The organism is Pseudomonas sp. JH-2 (genome assembly GCF_036231725.1).
GTDB lineage: Bacteria > Pseudomonadota > Gammaproteobacteria > Pseudomonadales > Pseudomonadaceae > Pseudomonas > Pseudomonas delhiensis.
Genome location: NZ_JAZAQP010000021.1, coordinates 1 through 15,932, shown reverse-complemented (window position 1 = coordinate 15,932; position 15,932 = coordinate 1). Strand labels below are relative to the sequence as shown.

Here is a 15,932-nt window from a genome sequence, read left to right as displayed (position 1 = left end):
GGACAAGCCCCCTCTCCCGCTTGCGGGAGAGGGCTGGGGAGAGGGAGCGTGGCCCAGCCCCGAACCGAAGCAACCGGCAAACCCCATTCGCGAGCAATCTCGCCCCCCACGAAACCCGCCTCACCCCCGAAACGCCTGCCGATAGGCGCTCGGCGACACCCCCAGCGCCGCGCTGAAATGCTGCCGCAGCGAAGCCACCGAACCGAAGCCCGCCAGGCTCGCCACCTCCGGAATCGGTTGCTCGGTGGATTCCAGCAGCCGCTGTGCCAGGGCCAGGCGTTCGCCGCGCAGCCAGTCGCCCAGGGTGCTGCCGGTAAGCTGGCGGAAGTGCCGGCTGAAGCTGCGCCGGCTCATCAACGCGCGCTCGGCCAGGCTGTCCAGGTCGTGGGGCTGGTCGAGGCGCTCGCGCACCCAGTCGAGCAGGCCGGACAGGCGGTTGTCCCGCGCGGTGGCCGGCAGCGGCTGCTCGATGAACTGCGCCTGGCCGCCCTGGCGGTGCGGCGCCACCACCAGGCGGCGGGCCTGCTGGTTGCTCAGGCCGGCGCCGCAGCGCTGGCGCAGCAGGTGCAGGCAGCAGTCGATGCCGGCCACGGTGCCGGCGGAGGTGAGGATCGGGCCATCGTCGACGTAGAGCACGTCCGGCTCCACCTGCACCCGCGGATAGTGCCGGGCGAAGAATTCCGCCCACAGCCAGTGGGTGGTGGCACGGCGCCCGTCGAGCAGGCCGGCCTCGGCCAGGACGAAGGCGCCCAGGCACAGGCCCACCAGCTGCGCGCCGCGGGCCTCGGCGGCCACCAGGGCATCGAGCAGGGCCGGCGGCGCCGGCTCCGCGGGGTCGCGCCAGCTCGGCACTATCAGGGTATCGGCGCTCTCCAGTGCCTCCAGGCCATGGCGCGTATCGATGGCGAAGCCGGCCGTGGTGTTCAGCGGCCCCGGCTCGGCGGCGCAGACCTGCAGTTCGAAGCGCGTGCGCGCCCCGCCCGGGTCGCCCTCGCCGAACACCAGGCAGGGCACCGAGAGGTGGAAGGGGCTGATCTGGTCGAAGGCCACCACGGCCACGCGGTGGGTTTGCATGGGCATCCTCCGGGCAAGGGTTTGGCCCGATTCTAGCGAAAGCTGTCTTGCGGGCCACTCACGCCGACCGCCGGCCCCTGCGCAGAATGGCCCCATCCCCACTCCAGCGGAGACACCCAGCATGAGCAACGCCCCGAAACGCGCCCTGATCGTCGTCGACGTGCAGAACGAGTACTTCAGCGGCAACCTGCGCATCGAATACCCGCCGGTCGGCGACTCGCTGCCGAACATCCTGCGCGCCATGGACGCCGCCCACGCCGCCGGCATCCCGGTGGTGGTGGTGCGCCACCAGGCCCCGGCCGGCGCGCCCATCTTCGCCCCCGGCAGCCACGGCGTGGAACTGCACCCGCAGGTGGCCGAGCGCCCCCGCGACCTGCTGCTGGACAAGAGCAAGGCCAGCGCCCTCAGCGGCACCGGGCTGGGCGACTGGCTGCGCGAGCGCGGCGTCGACACCCTGACGATCGTCGGCTACATGACGCACAACTGCGACGACTCCACCGCCCGCCAGGCCGCCCACGAAGGCTGGCAGGTGGAGTTCCTCGACGACGCCAGCGGCTCGCTGCCCTACGCCAACAGCGCGGGCGCGGCCAGCGCCGAGGAAATCCACCGGGTGTTCAGCGTGGTGCTGCAGTCGTCCTTCGCCGCCGTGGGCAGCACGGCGCAATGGCTGGCGGCCGTGGAAAGCGGCAAGGCCCTGGAGCGCGACAACATCTACACCTCCAACCAACGGGCCCTCGCGGCGCGGGGCTGAGGAAACGGCGGATAACGCCGTGGCGTTATTCGCCCTACGCGAGGACCATCATGGACGTAGGGCGAATAACCGTTCGCGATTATCCGCCGCCTGATCGCCCTCCCCGTCCCGTGCGGCGTTCAACTCCAATGCCGGCGCGCCACATTGCGGTTGTCACCCAACCCCGCCAGGGCCCCGACCGAAACGATCAGCAGCTCGACGATCCAGGCCAGCAGCAAGCCGCCGCCCAGGGCCCAGCCGATGGCTTCCGGCGCCAGCACCACCTGGTAGCTGTAGCCGTCCAGGGTTTCCTGCAGCAGCTCGCGGTTCGGCGCGCTCAGCAGGTGCCAGGCGCGGGCGTACCAGGGGCCCTGCAGGGCCTGCCATTCGTTGTCGAACAGCTTGGCGCGGCGCAGCAGGCGCTCGACGTTGTCGCCGTCGCGCTGGAACACCGGGTCCGGGCTGCCGCGGTAGTGCGCCACCAGGGCGTCGAGGTCGCCCTGGAAGTACTGGCCGGCGGTGTTGCGGTAGCCCTCCAGGGCCTGCAGGGCTTCCTGGCGGTGGGCGTCGACGCGGATCGAATAGTCCTTGATGAAGCCCGGCACCTGCACCCCGACCAGCAGGCCGAGGGCGAAAAGCACCAGGCGGATGTAGCTGCGCAACATGGGAGTCCCCCTCTCAGACGCGGCCCTGGTCGAGAATCTCGCCGCGCCACCAGAGCATCCATTCGCCGCTCTGCTGCACCGACCAGTGCTCGTTGTCGGTCAGCGGCTCGGTGGCGATCACCGTGACCACGTCGTTGGGCGTGGTCTCGGACTGGAAGTCCACGGTCAGGTCGGCGTCCTTCAGCCGCGCCGGGCCGAAGGGCGCGCGGCGGGTAATGTACGCGAGCTTGCTGGAGCAGAAGGTGAACAACCAATCACCGTCGCTCAGCAGGCAATTGAACACGCCCTTCTGCCGGTACTCGGCGCAGGCGGACACCAGGGTCGGCAGCAGCACCTCCACCGGCACCGGCTCGGGGAAAGCCCGGCGCACGCGGTTGAGCAGGTCGCAGAAGGCCGCCTCGCTGTCGGTGTCGCCCACCGGCCGGTACAACCCCGGCGGCGGTGCGAAGTCGGCCAACTGGCCGTTGTGCGCGAAGGTCCAGTAGCGCCCGCCCAGCTCGCGCACGAAGGGGTGGGTGTTGGACAGGCAGACCTTGCCGACGTTGGCCTGGCGGATGTGGCCGATCACCGTCTCGCTCTTGATCGGGTAGCGCTGCACCAGGCGCGCCACTTCCGAGTCGACGCTGGCGCTCGGGTCCTGGAACAGGCGCACGCCGCGCCCCTCGTAGAAGGCGATGCCCCAGCCGTCGCGGTGCGGGCCGGTGCCGCCGCCGCGCTGCATCAGGCCGGTGAAGCTGAAGACGATGTCGGTGGGGACGTTGGCGCTCATGCCGAGCAGTTCGCACATGGTCAGCGCTCCTGTGGCAGGCACAGGCCCGGCACGGACTGGAAGGTGGCAAGGGAAATCAGGCGCCGGCCTGGCGCGAAGGTCTGGGGCTGCATTCGGGCTCGTTCCGCTACGGCAATGCCGCCATGCTGAACGCCCATCCGGCGCCGCGCAAGGGCGGCGCCGGTTTCGCTCAGAGGCGCGGCTCGATGCGCATGCCGCGGTTGCCGGCGCGCTCGTCGGCGCGGCTGTCGTCCACGTCGGGCATCAGCTGCGGCTGCATGAGCTGGCGCATGGTCGGCTCGTTCTCCGCCTCGGCGCGCTGGCGGCGGTTGCGCGCGGCGCGCTCGATGGGCCAGCGCACGGCGACGAAGATCAGGTACACGACGAAGGCCGCCAGCAGCACCAGGGCCAGGTCGGAAACCGCGCGCCAGGCGTTGTTGCCCACCTTGAACAGCACGTCCAGGGCGGTGATGGCGATGGCCGGGGCGTATTCGTTGTTGGCCGGGTCCACCGGCGTCGGCGTGAACAGCAGCACGAGGACGATCACCCGCAGCGGTTCGCGCAGCCAGCGCCACATCCAGCCGGTCATCAGGAACCAGACGACCAGGAGTCCGAAAGCGGCGAACAGGTAGACGCCCCAGGCGAGTTGATAATCGTGTTCGTTCATGCGCGTGCGTGCGGTGGCGGCAGAGGGGGGCTTATGATAGCCGCTTTTCCCCACGGGTGCGCAGCCGGGCGTCACCCCTGCCCCGCCAAGGAGCCGCCATGACCCACCGCCAGCCCCCCATCGCCCGCCGCGAAGCCGCCGCCGATCCCTACGCCTGGCTGCAGCAGCGCGACAGCGCCGAAGTGCTCGACTACCTCAAGGCGGAGAACGCCTACCTCGAAACCGAGCTGGCCGGGCAGGCCGAACTGCGCGAGCAGCTGTTCCAGGAGATCAAGGGCCGCATCCGCGAGACCGACCTGTCGCTGCCCTCGCCCTGGGGCCCGTGGCTGTATTACCAGCGCACCACCGCCGGCGACGAGTACCCGCGCCACTACCGCTGCCCGCGCCCGGCCGGCGACTCGCTGGTCGTGGACGAAAGCGCCGAGCAGTTGCTGCTCGACCCCAACGAACTGGCTGCCGGCGGCTTCCTTTCCCTCGGCGCCTTCAGCATCAGCCCCGACCATTCGCGCCTGGCCTACAGCCTGGACACCAGCGGCGACGAGATCTACAGCCTGTACGTCAAGGACCTGGCCAGCGGCGCCGTGGAAGAACTGCCCTTCGACGACTGCGACGGCAGCATGACCTGGGCCAACGACAGCCGCACCCTGTTCTTCGGCGAGCTGGACGAGACCCACCGCCCGCACAAGCTGTACCGCCACACCCTGGGCGAGCCCGGCGCCGAACTGGTGTTCGAGGAGCCCGACGGGCGCTTCTTCCTGCACTGCTACCGCGCCAGCTCCGAGCGCCAGCTGGTGCTGCTGCTGGGCAGCAAGACCACCAGCGAGGCCTGGGTGCTCGACGCCGAACAGCCGCGCGGCGAATTCCGCTGCCTGGCGCCGCGCCAGGAAGAGCACGAATATCACGTCGACCATGGCCTGCTCGGCCAGCAATGGACCTGGTTCATCCGCAGCAACCAGAGCGGCATCAACTTCGCCCTCTACAGCGCCAGCGAAGCGCAGCCCGACCGCGAGCACTGGCGCGAACTGATCGCCCACCGCGACAGCGTGATGCTCGAAGACGTCACCCTCAACCAGGATGCCTTCACCCTCAGCCTGCGCGAGGGCGGCCTGCCGATCGTCGAGGTCCACGCCGCAGGCCAGGCGCCGCGCCGCGTGGAGCTGCCGGACGCGGCCTACAACCTGTACGTGCAGGACAGCCTGGAATTCCACAGCCCGGTCATCCGCCTGCGCTACGAGGCGCTCAACCGCCCGGCGCAGATCCGCCAGCTGGGCCTGCTCGACGGCGCCCAGCAGGTGCTCAAGGAAACCCCGGTGGAAGGCCCCTTCGACGCCGACGCCTACGAGAGCCGCCGGCTCTGGGCCGGCAGCGTGGATGGCGTGCAGGTGCCGATCAGCCTGGTGGCGCGCCGCGAGGTACTGCAAGGCATCGCCGCCGGCCGCCCGGCGCCGCTGTACCTGTACGGCTACGGCGCCTACGGGGCGAGCCTCGATCCCTGGTTCTCCCACGCCCGCCTGAGCCTGCTGGAGCGCGGCTTCGTCTTCGCCATCGCCCACGTGCGCGGCGGCGGCGAGCTGGGCGAGGCCTGGTACCGCGCCGGCAAGCTGGCGCACAAGCAGAACAGCTTCAGCGACTTCATCGCCTGCGCCGAGCACCTCTGCGCCGAGGGCTACAGCACCCCGGCACAGAGCGTGATCAGCGGCGGCAGCGCCGGCGGCCTGCTGATGGGCGCGGTGCTCAACCAGCGCCCGCAGCAGTTCGCCGCCTGCATCGCCGAAGTGCCCTTCGTCGACGTGCTCAACACCATGCTCGACCCGGACCTGCCGCTGACCGTCACCGAGTACGACGAGTGGGGCAACCCGCAGGAGCACGAGGTCTACGAGCGCATCCGCGCCTACGCGCCGTACGAGAACGTCTGCGCCCAGGACTACCCGGCGCTGCTGGTGGTGGCCGGCTACAACGACAGCCGCGTGCAGTACTGGGAAGCGGCCAAGTGGGTGGCCAAGCTGCGCGCCAGCAAGACCGACGACAACCTGCTGCTGCTCAAGACCGACCTGGGCGCCGGCCACGGCGGCATGAGCGGGCGCTACCAGGGGCTCAAGGACGTGGCCCTGGAATACGCCTTCGTGTTCAAGGTGCTGGGCCTGTCATAACCGTAGGGCGCATAACGCCTGCGGCGTTATCCGCCGTCATCCGCGGACATCGGTGTTCCAGCCATCGGCGGATAACCGCGAACGGTTATTCGCCCTACGGCGCTACGGCCGGGCCATAACCGTAGGGCGCATAACGCCTACGGCGTTATCCGCCACCACTCGCGGGCACCGGCGTTGCGGCCATCGGCGGATAACCGCGAACGGTTATGCGCCCTACGGCGCTACAGCCAAGCCATAACCGTAGGGCGCATAACGCCTACGGCGTTATCCGCCACCACTCGCGGGCACCGGCGTTGCGGCCAGCGGCGGATAACCGCGAACGGTTATGCGCCCTACGGCCTGCGCCGGGTCGATCGCGGACGGAGTCCGCTCCCACAGGGGAATGACGTGGGTGGGGCGGCGTAGGAGCGGACTCCGTCCGCGATTCTCCCAGGCGATATCACCCCGCCCGGAAGATCAGGTGCTCTTCCCAGTCGTCCTCGGCCACCGCGGTCTCGCTGAGCATCCGCCCGGACTGCGAGATGCGCTCGTGGTGCACCGCGTCGGGGTCGCCGCAGACCAGGTGGTGCCACAGCGGCAGGTCCTTGCCCTCGGCCACCAGGCGGTAACCGCAGGTCGGCGGCAGCCAGCGGAACTCGTCGGCCTGGGCCGGGGTGAGCTGGATGCAGTCGGGCACGCTGGCGCGGCGGTTGGCGTAGTCGGTGCAGCGGCAGGTCTTCAGGTCCAGCAGCTTGCAGGCGATGCGCGTGTAGTAGACGGTGCCGTCGTCCTCGTCCTCGAGTTTCTGCAGGCAGCACAGGCCGCAGCCGTCGCACAGCGACTCCCACTCCTGCTGATCGAGTTGCTCGAGGGTCTTGCGTTTCCAGAAGGGTTCGACTTTGGCGGCCATCGTTTTTCTAGGTGGGGCTTTTCACGGGGCGCCAAGTCTATGCCCAGGCGCCGCGCCGGCCAAGCGCAGGTGACCACCGGAGCGCTTGCCAGGGGCCGCGCGGCTGGGTAGCTTTCCTCCACCATCAGGCCCGAGCGGGCCGCCGCCTCACCCATGATCCGCGATGCCCAGCCGTCCACGGCACCATCCCCTTTTCCAGCAGGAGCCGCCATGAGCGTCAATCCCCGCGTTGCCGACTACCCCATCGACCCGCAGTTCATCAATCGCTGGTCGCCCCGCGCCTTCAGCGGCGAGAGCATCCCCGAGGAAACCCTGCTGGGCTTCCTCGAAGCCGCGCGCTGGGCGCCCTCCTCGTTCAACTCGCAACCCTGGCGCTTCCTCTACGCGCGCCGCGACACGCCGAACTGGCAGCGCTACCTGGACCTGCTGGGCGAATTCAACCGCGGTTGGGCGCAGAACGCCGCGGCGCTGGTGATAGTGCTGTCCAAGACCACCTTCGCCCCGCCCGGCTCCAGCGAGGAGAAACCGGCGCTCTGGCACACCTTCGACACCGGCGCTGCCTGGGGCTTCCTGGCCCTGCAGACGAGCCTGGCCGGCTGGCACAGCCACGGCATGGCCGGCTTCGACCGCGAGGCCACCCGCGTCGAGCTGAAGGTGCCGGACGACCACGAGATCCACGCTGCCATCGCCATCGGCAAGCTCGGCGACAAGGCGATCCTCCCGGAAAGCCTGCAGGCGCGCGAAACGCCCAGCCCGCGCCGACCGCTGGAGCAGTTGGCCGCCGAGGGCGATTTCAGCCTGTAAGGGACAGGGCGCCCCGCGCGGGGCGCCCGACGTCAGTAGCCGCGGGTGAAGTCCACTTCGCCGCGCATGGGCTGCCCGGCCCAGAAGCGCGACAGGTTCTCGCGGAACAGCTCCACCATCGGCCCCGGCAGCGTCGGCGCGGCGGTGTGGCCGGTGAGCAGCAGGCGCGGCGCACTCCAGAACGGGTGCTGCGGCGGCAGCGGCTCCTGGCGGCAGACGTCGATGACGGCGCCGGCCAGGCGGTTGCTTTCCAGGGCGCTGATCAGGTCGGCATCGACCACCGCGACACCGCGCCCGGCGTTGATGAACAGCGTCGAGGGCTTCATCCGCTGGAACAGCGCCAGGTCGAAGATGTCCTGGGTGTCCGGGGTGTCGGGCAGCAGGTTGACCACGTAGTCGGCGGTCTCCACCAGGCGCGGCAGCTCGGCCAGCGAGCCCACCCGCTGGAACGGCTGCAGCGGCCGCGGGGTGCGCGCCACGCCGGTCAGCTCGACGCCGAAGGCGGCCAGCATGTGCGCCACGGCCAGGCCGATCTCGCCGGTGCCCACCAGCAGCACGTGGCGGCCACGCAGGCTGCCGGGCGCGCGGTCGTCCCACTGGCTGCCCACCTGGCTGGCCAGGCGCCCGAGGAACTGGCGCTCGTGGGCCAGCATGTAGGTCAGCAGGTATTCGCTCATCACCTGGCCGAAGATGCCCACCGCACGGCTCAGGGCGTAGTCCTTGGGCAGGTCGTCGGCCAGCAGCGGGGTGATGCCGGCCCAGGTGGACTGCACCCAGACGGGGTGCACGCCCTTGCGCAGCAGTTGCGCCACCAGGTCGGGCTCGCCCAGCCACACCGGGCATTCGGCGGCGGCCTCGACGAGGTTGTCGGGTTTGTCGCCGGATACCACGCTGAGGCTGGGCTCGGCAGCCATGGTCAGCGCGGCGTAGAGGGTATGTTCGCGATCGAGGATGAGCAGGCGCATGGTTTAAATCGCACCCGTGGGGCAAGGCGGAGGCACGTTGGTTGGCATTGTCGTTATCGTCCCTGCGTGCAGCGGCGATTCTGTGCGAGTTGAACGGAGGGCCTGTAGACCGGCTGGAAGCCTAGGCGTTCCGCTTAACCAGGCATTTTCTGACGCAATAATGCTCTTGCACCCACAACTTGCACAGCAATTTCGCACCAATTCGCGTAGGCGTCGGCTTTTCGACGCCTCAAAGAGGATCATTCATCCGCAGCAGCTCTTCGGGCAGGTGCTCGATGTACTCCTCCTCCGCCGGCGGCATCTGCAGGTGGAAGCCCTGCTTCTCGATGTTCTCCAGCACCTTGTGGATATCTTCGCGGGCCAGCTTGCGCTCGGGGCCGAGCACCAGGTCGAAGGCGTGCTGCGGCGCGCCGAACGCCGCCAGCAGGGCCTCGGGCACGCGGCTCAGGGCCTCGCGCTTGTCGACGTACAGGTACATCTCGTTCTTGCGCGGGCTCTTGTAGATGGAGCAGATGCGTTTCATGGGTTCTCCGGGGCGGCCAGGCAATCCAGCAGGGCCTGGCCCATCAGTTCACGGCGCCAGCCCTGCAGGGAATCGGGCAGGCGGTAGGGGCCATCGGGGTAGCCGCTCTTGAGCAGCGCCTCGAGAATCTTCTTGCGCAGCATCAGCTCCGGGGCCATGCCCTGGCGCTCGGCCTCGCGCTGGCCGACCTCGCGCAGCCGCTTGAGCAGCGGCGTCACCTCGCGCGGCAGCGGCTCGGGCAGAGGCTCGGGCCATTGCTCGGCGGGCAGCGCGGCGGCATGGGCGAGCAGCGCCAGCAGGGTGTCGCCATCCTGGCGCACGGTGCGCGGGTGCATCTCGTCGATGCGCGCCAGCGCCTGCTTGTCCTTCGGCTGCAGGCGCGCCAGCGGCCACAGCGTCTGCTCGCGCAGGATGCGGTTGCGCGGCTGGTTGCGCAGGCGCGCCTGCTCCTCGCGCCAGGCGCAGACCTCGCGCAGCACCGCGAGCTGCTGCGGGGCCAGCTTCCAGGCCAGCTTGACGTCGCGCCAGGCCTCGCGCGGGTCGCTGACGCGGGTCTGGTTGGCGACCAGGTCGGCGCCATCGGCCAGCAGCCAGGCCAGCTTGTGCTCGGGCAGGCGCGGCGCCAGCTTCACGTAGACCTCGGCCAGGTGCTGCACGTCCTCGGCGGCATAGCGCACCTGCATCTCGGTCAGCGGGCGCTGCAGCCAGTCCGAACGCGTCTCGTCCTTGGGCAGGTCCAGGCCGAGCATCTCCAGCACCAGCTTGGAATAGCCCATGGAATGCGCCATGCCCAGGTAGGCGGCGGCCAGCTGGGTGTCGAACAGCGGCTGCGGCAGGCTGCCGGTCAGGCGCTGGAAGACTTCCAGGTCCTCGCCGCAGGCATGGAACACCTTGACCACCGAGGGCGCCTCCAGCACCTTGGCGAAGGGCGTCCAGTCGCGGATCAGCAGCGGGTCGATCAGCCACGCCCGCTCGCCGTCGCCGACCTGCACCAGGCCGGCTCCGGGGTAAAAGGTATCGACGCGCATGAACTCGGTATCGAGTGCCAGGTACGGCCGTTGTTTCCAGTCCCGGCATTGCTGCGCCAGGCTGGCATCGTCGCGGATCCACCGGATATCGAGGGCGCTCACGAACATCTCCTTGCTTCACGTAGGGCGCATTATATCGGGCCGGATGATGTACGAGCATTCCGCTTTTGCCTACAAGGCTGTACAGATGCGGACGAAGGCTTATCTTTCCCGCCCCAGGATCCCCGACAAGAAGCCTTCATGATGAAGAAACTCGCAACCCTGCTGGTACTGCTGGTCGTCGCCGCCGCGGTCTACCTCGCCATCACCCCCAGTCCCATCGACCCCGTGGCCTGGAACCCGCCGCCGGCGCCGCCGATGACCGGCGTGCTGGAACCCAACGACACCCTGATGAAGGCCGAACTGCTCGGCCTGGGCCAGGTGAAGGGCCCGGAAGACACCGCAGTGGACGCCCAGGGCCGCCTCTACGCCGGCCTGGACGATGGCCGCGTGGTGCGCCTGGACAACGGCCAGGTCAGCACCTTCGCCGAGACCGGCGGCCGCCCGCTGGGCATGGATTTCGACGCCCAGGGCAACCTGATCGTCGCCGACGCCTGGAAGGGCCTGCTGAAGATCGACCCCCGGGGCCAGGTCAGCGTGCTGGCCACCGAGGCCGACGGCGTGCCCTTCGCCTTCACCGACGACCTGGACATCGCCAGCGACGGGCGCATCTACTTCAGCGACGCCTCCAGCCGCTTCCGCCAGCCCGACTACATCCTCGACTACCTGGAGACCCGCCCCCACGGCCGCCTGCTGCGCTACGACCCGGCGACCGGCAAGGCCGAGACGCTGCTCAAGGACCTGTACTTCGCCAACGGCGTGGCGCTATCGGCCAACGAGGACTTCGTGCTGGTCAACGAGACCTACCGCTACCGCATCGCCCGCTACTGGCTGAAAGGCCCGAAGGCCGGGCAGCAGGACATCTTCATCGACAACCTGCCGGGGCTGCCGGACAACCTCCAGGGCGACCGCAAGGGCACCTTCTGGGTGGCCCTGCCGACGCCGCGCAAGGCCGACGCCGACTTCATCCTCGGCCAGCCCTGGCTCAAGCGCCAGCTGACCAAGCTGCCGCGGGCGCTGCTGCCCAAGCCGGTGCCCTACGGGCTGGTCATCGCCCTGGACGAGAACGGCAAGATCGTCCGCAGCCTGCACGACACCAGCGGCCAGCACCTGCGCATGATCACCTCGGCCAAGCCGGTGGGCGACTACCTGTACTTCGGCAGCCTGGAAAACGACCGCATCGGCCGCCTGAAGCTCCGCTGAGGCGCCTCAGCCCAGCGCCAGCGGCTCCTCTCGGGCCGCTTCGGCGCACTTCGCGGCGCCCGGCTCCAGCAGTTCCTGCATGCGCCCGCGGACTTCACCCATCAGGGCTTCCAGGCCCTGCCCGCGGAAGGCCGCGGCATCCACCGGGCGGCCCACCAGCAGGTCCACCGGCTGGCCCAGGTTGAGGTCGAAGGTGCGCGCCGGCAGCACCCGGTGGATGCCGCGGATGGCCACCGGGATGATCACCGCGTCGGTGTCCAGCGCCAGGCGGAAGCAGCCCTTCTTGAACGGCAGCAGGCGCCCGTCGTCCGAGCGGGTGCCCTCCGGCGCCGCCCACAGCACGATGCCGCTCTCCATCATCTGCCGCGCGCGCTGCAGGTCGTCGCGGGCGCGCTGGCCGTTGTGCCGGTCGATGGAAGGGAACTCGGCGGCGCGCATGGCCCGGCCGAGCACCGGGATGCGGTACAGCTCGCGCTTGGCCAGCATGCGGATCGAACCGGGCAGCGCGGCGAAGCTGGCCGGGATGTCGTAGTGGCTGGAATGGTTGCAGAGGATCATGTAGCGCCGCCCGTCGCCGAAGTCCGGCATGGCCCCGTGCACGCTCAGGCGCATGCGCACCAGGCGCAGCAGCAGGCCGGACCACTGGCGGGTGTAGCGGTCCACGCGCTCGCGGCGCAGGCGGCCGATGGCGGCCAGGGACAGCACCAGCAGGCTGTAGTAGAGGGTGATCAGGCCGGTCGCCAGGGCGATGGCGCAGACGCGCGCCCGCGAGGCCGCCTGGGTCGCCGGTTGCAGACTGGACATGGGCGAAAACTCCATCGGATCGAAGAAAGCCGCCGCAGACCGGCGTTTTCCATTGCACAAGCCTTATGATGCGCGAGGAAACCGTCACGACACAGGAACCCGCACGATGTCACTCGCCCGCCTGCTCAGCCCGCAACAACTGGCAGCCCGCCTGGACGAACCCGGCCTGCTGATCCTCGACTGCCGCTTCGCCCTGGACGACCCGGGCTACGGCGCCCGCGTGTTCGCCGAGAACCACATCCCCGGCGCCCAGTACGCCGACCTCGAGCGCGACCTTTCCGCGCCGGTGGTCAAGGGCGTGACCGGCCGCCACCCGCTGCCCGACGCCGATGCGCTGATCCAGCGCCTGCGCGCCTGGGGCCTGGACAACAGCGACGAGGTGGTGCTCTACGACGACGGCCCCGGCGCCTTCGCCGCCCGTGCCTGGTGGCTGCTGCTGTGGCTGGGCAAGCGCGACGGCGTGTACCTGCTCGACGGCGGCATGAACGCCTGGCGCGCCGCCGGCCTGCCGCTGACCACCGCCGAGCCGGCGGTGCCCCGGGGCGCGTTCCACGGCGAGCCGGACAACGGCCTGCTGATCGATGCCGGCGAACTCTCGGCGCTGCTCGCCGACCCGCAACTGCCGCTGATCGACGCCCGCGCCGAGCCGCGCTTCCGCGGCGAGGTGGAGCCCATCGACCCGGTCGCAGGCCATATCCCCGGCGCCCAGTGCGCGGCCTTCACCGACAACCTCGGCAGCGACGGCCGCTTCCTGCCGCCGGCGCAGCTGCACCAGCGCTTCGCCCACCTGCTGCGCGGCCGCCCGGCCCAGGAGCTGGTGGCCTACTGCGGCTCCGGCGTCACCGCCTGCCACAACCTGTTCGCCCTGAGCCTGGCCGGCTACCCCCTGGGCCGCCTCTACGCCGGCTCCTGGAGCGAATGGATCACCGACCCGCGGCACCCGGTGGCCACCGGCGCCTGACGCCCCGCCCCAGGCCGCGGCTGACGCGGCCCGGGGCTCCTTCCCCGGCACAGTAACCCGTTCCCGATTAATCACATCGAGGAATATGCCTGGGCCGCAGAAAGTCAAAACAATTTAAAAACAGTCCTTTACAGCGGATTTGTCGCACTACACTTCAAATCGAGCGGCTAAGTCCGCTTACGGCGGGGCCCAGGAGAACATCAGAAGCTGCCAAGACGCCCAGCCCCGCCGTTCATCGAGGGACAAGACCATGGGAATCGCCGCCTGCGACCTGCGACAGCACGTCATCCGGCCCACCCTGCTGTACCTGGAACGTCACAGCGGGGAGGCCGAGGCGCTGTTGCTGGGAGCGGCGGCCTGTCAATCGGCGCTTGGCAGCAGCCTGGACAACGGCCACGGACACGGCCTGTTCCGCATCGACGAATACCGCCACCAACAGCTCTGGGATCGCTACCTGGCCCTGGACCCGAACCTCGCCAGCCGCGTGCGCGGCCTGGCCAGCCAGCACGCCTTCCTCGACGCCCCGCACCTGGAACTGACCGTGAACCTGCGCTACAGCACCGCCATCGCCTGGATGCTGGTGGAGGCCCAGCGCCTGCCACTGCCCGCCCCCACCGACCACCTCGGCCAGGCCAGGGTCTGGCGCCGGGTGTTCCGGCCCCATGGCCACCTGCGTGATTTCCTCGACGCCTGGCAGGCGTACATCGGCGATCCGCTGCTCGCGGCCTGACCTCGATCAATGACCGATCAGTCAGCTTTCATTTACATACATTAACGAAGCTAAAGGCTCGCCCAACGGCGGCCCTTTGCGCGCAAAAGCCCGACGTAGAGCCCCTTTGGGGTACTACCAAAGGCCCGGGAATCTTGGTAGCTTGCGCGCCGTTGACCACAGGAGTTGCTCTTACAATGAAAACAACATGGCTCAAAACCACCCTCGCTCTGACCATCAGCGCTGCCTCTGCCCAGGCCCTGGCCAACGGCATCGCGATCAACGAACAGAGCGCCAGCGGCGCCGGCACCGCCTACGCGGGCCGCGCTTCCTCGGCACTCGACGCCAGCACCATCTACGGTAACCCGGCCGGCCTGTCCAAGCTCAAGCGCACCGAAGTCAGCGGCGGCCTGGCCATCGTCGACGCCAAGGACGACATCAGCCAGGCCCACGGTGGCGGCACCGGTACCAACAAGGGCGACTCGGTTCCCCTGGCCGCCGTTCCGTTCGGCTACTTCTCCACGCCGATCAATGAAGACTTCACCTTCGGCCTGGGCATCTACGTGCCCTACGGCATCATCAACGACTACGAAAGCGGCTTCCAGGGCCGTGCCCACGGCTCCTACAGCAAGGTCCAGGTGATCACCGTCCAGCCGACCATCGCCTACAAGTTCAACGATGTCGTGTCGGTCGGCTTCGGCCCCACCTTCAACCGCATCGACGGCAAGCTGGAGAACTACCTGGCCACTGCCGGCCTGGCCGGCGCCGCCAACGACACCAAGATCAGCATCAAGGGCGACGACACCGCCATCGGCTACAACGTCGGCGTGCTGGTCACCCCGACCGACAGCACCAGCCTGGGCCTGACCTACCACTCCAAGGTCGACTACCACCTGGGCGGCCACACCACCGTGTCCGGCTCGCCGCTGGGCCTGTTCGACTCGCGCATGGACGCCAAGCTGGACATCACCCTGCCCGAGTCGGTGGACATGTCCATCACCCAGAAGCTGGACGACAAGTGGACCGTCTACGGCGGCACCACCTGGACCCGCTGGAGCCGCCTGAAGGAAATCAGCGTGCGCAACCAGGGCGCCCCGGTCGCCCAGTTCAACACCATCGGCGAAGAGCTGAACTGGCAGGACACCTGGTCCGTGGCCGTCGGCACCTCCTACCAGCTGACCCCGGAATGGGTGCTGCGCACCGGCTTCGCCTACGATCCGTCGCCGACCAGCAACGCCGACCGCAACGTGCGCATCCCGGTGGGCGATCGCAAGATCTTCACCCTGGGCGCCGGCTGGTCGCCGAACGCCGACCTGACCGTCGACATGGCCTACGCCTACCTGTGGGAAAACACCGCAGGCGTGAACCAGCCCGACGGCCCGAGCGTCCTCGGCCTGAACGTACAACCGGCCTATAGCGCCAAGTACGACAACAGCGCCCACGGCCTGACCGCGCAAGTCACCTATCGCTTCTGATAGGCGCGAGCGCACGGGGAGAAGCCGGGCAGATGCCCTGATGCTGTTCCCTTGAAGAATGCCGTTTCTTCCCATGGGAGAAACGGCATTTTTCATAGGGGGCTTCGTTTGCGGTTATGGCCCTGCGCTCCGGTCTCCAGCCCGTCATTCCCGCCGGGGACCCAGTTGATGTCGGGTCTGGGTGTAGCGCGCCGCTCCGAGTCTGCGGAGATTTTTTGTTTCGCCCCCTCGGGCGAGTCCCTTTTGTCAATCGCCACAAAAGGAACCAAAAAGGCTTGCCCCGCATACGGGCCCGATGGAGCCGGGCTACCCTCACGAACTCCCCCGCCACGGAGGCCCCCCCCGACAGCACGTCCCTGTGCTGATCGGGGCTCTAGCGACATCCATGTCGCATGACCTCCTGAGCGCCGGTTTCGC

General features: G+C 69.1%; 16 protein-coding genes. 7 read left to right on the top strand and 9 right to left on the bottom strand.

The window, feature by feature from the left end; genetic code table 11:
• Positions 1-120: 120 nt before the first annotated feature.
• Positions 121-1,074 carry a GlxA family transcriptional regulator gene (locus tag VV867_RS15965; RefSeq protein WP_328566956.1) on the bottom strand — a complete coding sequence of 318 codons (954 nt, stop codon included), beginning with the start codon at positions 1,072-1,074 and terminating at the stop codon, positions 121-123.
• A 121-nt stretch (positions 1,075-1,195) separates the two neighbouring features.
• Between VV867_RS15965 and VV867_RS15960 the strand changes: the two genes are divergently transcribed.
• Complete coding sequence (locus VV867_RS15960; protein ID WP_328566955.1) at positions 1,196-1,825, top strand: cysteine hydrolase family protein; 630 nt, start codon at positions 1,196-1,198, stop codon at positions 1,823-1,825.
• A gap of 119 nt (positions 1,826-1,944) precedes the next feature.
• Here the strand turns inward: VV867_RS15960 and VV867_RS15955 are convergent, their stop codons facing one another.
• The 3 genes from VV867_RS15955 to VV867_RS15945 form a co-directional block, all read right to left on the bottom strand.
• Positions 1,945-2,469, bottom strand: coding sequence for a DUF2937 family protein (locus VV867_RS15955; RefSeq protein WP_009623586.1), 525 nt, complete (start codon positions 2,467-2,469; stop codon positions 1,945-1,947).
• 13 nt (positions 2,470-2,482) lie between these two features.
• On the bottom strand, positions 2,483-3,256 hold the full coding sequence (locus tag VV867_RS15950) for a class II glutamine amidotransferase (RefSeq protein ID WP_109936149.1): 774 nt from the start codon (positions 3,254-3,256) through the stop codon (positions 2,483-2,485).
• A gap of 172 nt (positions 3,257-3,428) precedes the next feature.
• Complete coding sequence (locus tag VV867_RS15945) at positions 3,429-3,905, bottom strand: MFS transporter (RefSeq protein ID WP_089393638.1); 477 nt, start codon at positions 3,903-3,905, stop codon at positions 3,429-3,431.
• A 98-nt stretch (positions 3,906-4,003) separates the two neighbouring features.
• On the opposite strand from VV867_RS15945, the gene VV867_RS15940 reads away from it, so the two are divergent.
• Positions 4,004-6,055 carry a S9 family peptidase gene (locus tag VV867_RS15940; protein WP_328566954.1) on the top strand — a complete coding sequence of 684 codons (2,052 nt, stop codon included), beginning with the start codon at positions 4,004-4,006 and terminating at the stop codon, positions 6,053-6,055.
• A gap of 439 nt (positions 6,056-6,494) precedes the next feature.
• Here VV867_RS15940 and VV867_RS15935 read toward each other — a convergent pair whose 3' ends face one another.
• Positions 6,495-6,944 (bottom strand): YcgN family cysteine cluster protein, encoded by a 450-nt coding sequence (locus VV867_RS15935; protein WP_089393640.1) that lies wholly within the window; start codon positions 6,942-6,944, stop codon positions 6,495-6,497.
• A gap of 210 nt (positions 6,945-7,154) precedes the next feature.
• On the opposite strand from VV867_RS15935, the gene VV867_RS15930 reads away from it, so the two are divergent.
• Entirely contained in the window at positions 7,155-7,748 is a 594-nt protein-coding gene (locus VV867_RS15930; RefSeq protein WP_328566953.1) for a nitroreductase family protein, read from the top strand.
• A 32-nt stretch (positions 7,749-7,780) separates the two neighbouring features.
• On the opposite strand, the gene VV867_RS15925 is transcribed toward VV867_RS15930, so the two are convergent.
• From VV867_RS15925 to rnd, 3 genes are all read right to left on the bottom strand, one after another.
• Positions 7,781-8,713, bottom strand: a complete 933-nt coding sequence (locus VV867_RS15925) for a D-2-hydroxyacid dehydrogenase (protein WP_109932438.1) — start codon at positions 8,711-8,713, stop codon at positions 7,781-7,783.
• Between the two features lie 229 nt (positions 8,714-8,942).
• Entirely contained in the window at positions 8,943-9,236 is a 294-nt protein-coding gene (locus tag VV867_RS15920; protein WP_089393643.1) for a YcgL domain-containing protein, read from the bottom strand.
• Entirely contained in the window at positions 9,233-10,372 is a 1,140-nt protein-coding gene (gene rnd / locus VV867_RS15915; protein ID WP_442965034.1) for a ribonuclease D, read from the bottom strand. The genes VV867_RS15920 and rnd overlap by 4 nt, the downstream gene beginning before the upstream one ends.
• A 135-nt stretch (positions 10,373-10,507) precedes the next feature.
• Between rnd and VV867_RS15910 the strand changes: the two genes are divergently transcribed.
• A complete protein-coding gene (locus VV867_RS15910) occupies positions 10,508-11,566 on the top strand; it encodes an SMP-30/gluconolactonase/LRE family protein (protein WP_328566999.1) in 1,059 nt (352 codons plus the stop codon).
• Between the two features lie 6 nt (positions 11,567-11,572).
• Here the strand turns inward: VV867_RS15910 and VV867_RS15905 are convergent, their stop codons facing one another.
• Entirely contained in the window at positions 11,573-12,370 is a 798-nt protein-coding gene (locus VV867_RS15905; RefSeq protein WP_328566951.1) for a lysophospholipid acyltransferase family protein, read from the bottom strand.
• Positions 12,371-12,476: 106 nt separating this feature from the next.
• Between VV867_RS15905 and VV867_RS15900 the strand changes: the two genes are divergently transcribed.
• From VV867_RS15900 to VV867_RS15890, 3 genes are all read left to right on the top strand, one after another.
• Complete coding sequence (locus VV867_RS15900; RefSeq protein ID WP_109932442.1) at positions 12,477-13,331, top strand: sulfurtransferase; 855 nt, start codon at positions 12,477-12,479, stop codon at positions 13,329-13,331.
• Between the two features lie 250 nt (positions 13,332-13,581).
• Positions 13,582-14,061 carry a hypothetical protein gene (locus VV867_RS15895; protein ID WP_089393646.1) on the top strand — a complete coding sequence of 160 codons (480 nt, stop codon included), beginning with the start codon at positions 13,582-13,584 and terminating at the stop codon, positions 14,059-14,061.
• Positions 14,062-14,237: 176 nt separating this feature from the next.
• Positions 14,238-15,515: an outer membrane protein transport protein gene (locus tag VV867_RS15890; RefSeq protein ID WP_328566950.1), complete on the top strand. Its 1,278-nt coding sequence runs from the start codon at positions 14,238-14,240 to the stop codon at positions 15,513-15,515.
• The last annotated feature ends 417 nt before the right edge of the window (positions 15,516-15,932 follow it).

Excerpts from the sequence above, each read along its gene's own strand:
- VV867_RS15965 (WP_328566956.1), bottom strand. The coding sequence starts at position 1,074 with ATGCAAACCCACCGCGTGGCCGTGGTGGCCTTCGACCAGATCAGCCCC.
- VV867_RS15960 (WP_328566955.1), top strand. The coding sequence starts at position 1,196 with ATGAGCAACGCCCCGAAACGCGCCCTGATCGTCGTCGACGTGCAGAAC.
- VV867_RS15955 (WP_009623586.1), bottom strand. The coding sequence starts at position 2,469 with ATGTTGCGCAGCTACATCCGCCTGGTGCTTTTCGCCCTCGGCCTGCTG.
- VV867_RS15950 (WP_109936149.1), bottom strand. The coding sequence starts at position 3,256 with ATGTGCGAACTGCTCGGCATGAGCGCCAACGTCCCCACCGACATCGTC.
- VV867_RS15945 (WP_089393638.1), bottom strand. The coding sequence starts at position 3,905 with ATGAACGAACACGATTATCAACTCGCCTGGGGCGTCTACCTGTTCGCC.
- VV867_RS15940 (WP_328566954.1), top strand. The coding sequence starts at position 4,004 with ATGACCCACCGCCAGCCCCCCATCGCCCGCCGCGAAGCCGCCGCCGAT.
- VV867_RS15935 (WP_089393640.1), bottom strand. The coding sequence starts at position 6,944 with ATGGCCGCCAAAGTCGAACCCTTCTGGAAACGCAAGACCCTCGAGCAA.
- VV867_RS15930 (WP_328566953.1), top strand. The coding sequence starts at position 7,155 with ATGAGCGTCAATCCCCGCGTTGCCGACTACCCCATCGACCCGCAGTTC.
- VV867_RS15925 (WP_109932438.1), bottom strand. The coding sequence starts at position 8,713 with ATGCGCCTGCTCATCCTCGATCGCGAACATACCCTCTACGCCGCGCTG.
- VV867_RS15920 (WP_089393643.1), bottom strand. The coding sequence starts at position 9,236 with ATGAAACGCATCTGCTCCATCTACAAGAGCCCGCGCAAGAACGAGATG.
- rnd (WP_442965034.1), bottom strand. The coding sequence starts at position 10,372 with ATGTTCGTGAGCGCCCTCGATATCCGGTGGATCCGCGACGATGCCAGC.
- VV867_RS15910 (WP_328566999.1), top strand. The coding sequence starts at position 10,508 with ATGAAGAAACTCGCAACCCTGCTGGTACTGCTGGTCGTCGCCGCCGCG.
- VV867_RS15905 (WP_328566951.1), bottom strand. The coding sequence starts at position 12,370 with ATGTCCAGTCTGCAACCGGCGACCCAGGCGGCCTCGCGGGCGCGCGTC.
- VV867_RS15900 (WP_109932442.1), top strand. The coding sequence starts at position 12,477 with ATGTCACTCGCCCGCCTGCTCAGCCCGCAACAACTGGCAGCCCGCCTG.
- VV867_RS15895 (WP_089393646.1), top strand. The coding sequence starts at position 13,582 with ATGGGAATCGCCGCCTGCGACCTGCGACAGCACGTCATCCGGCCCACC.
- VV867_RS15890 (WP_328566950.1), top strand. The coding sequence starts at position 14,238 with ATGAAAACAACATGGCTCAAAACCACCCTCGCTCTGACCATCAGCGCT.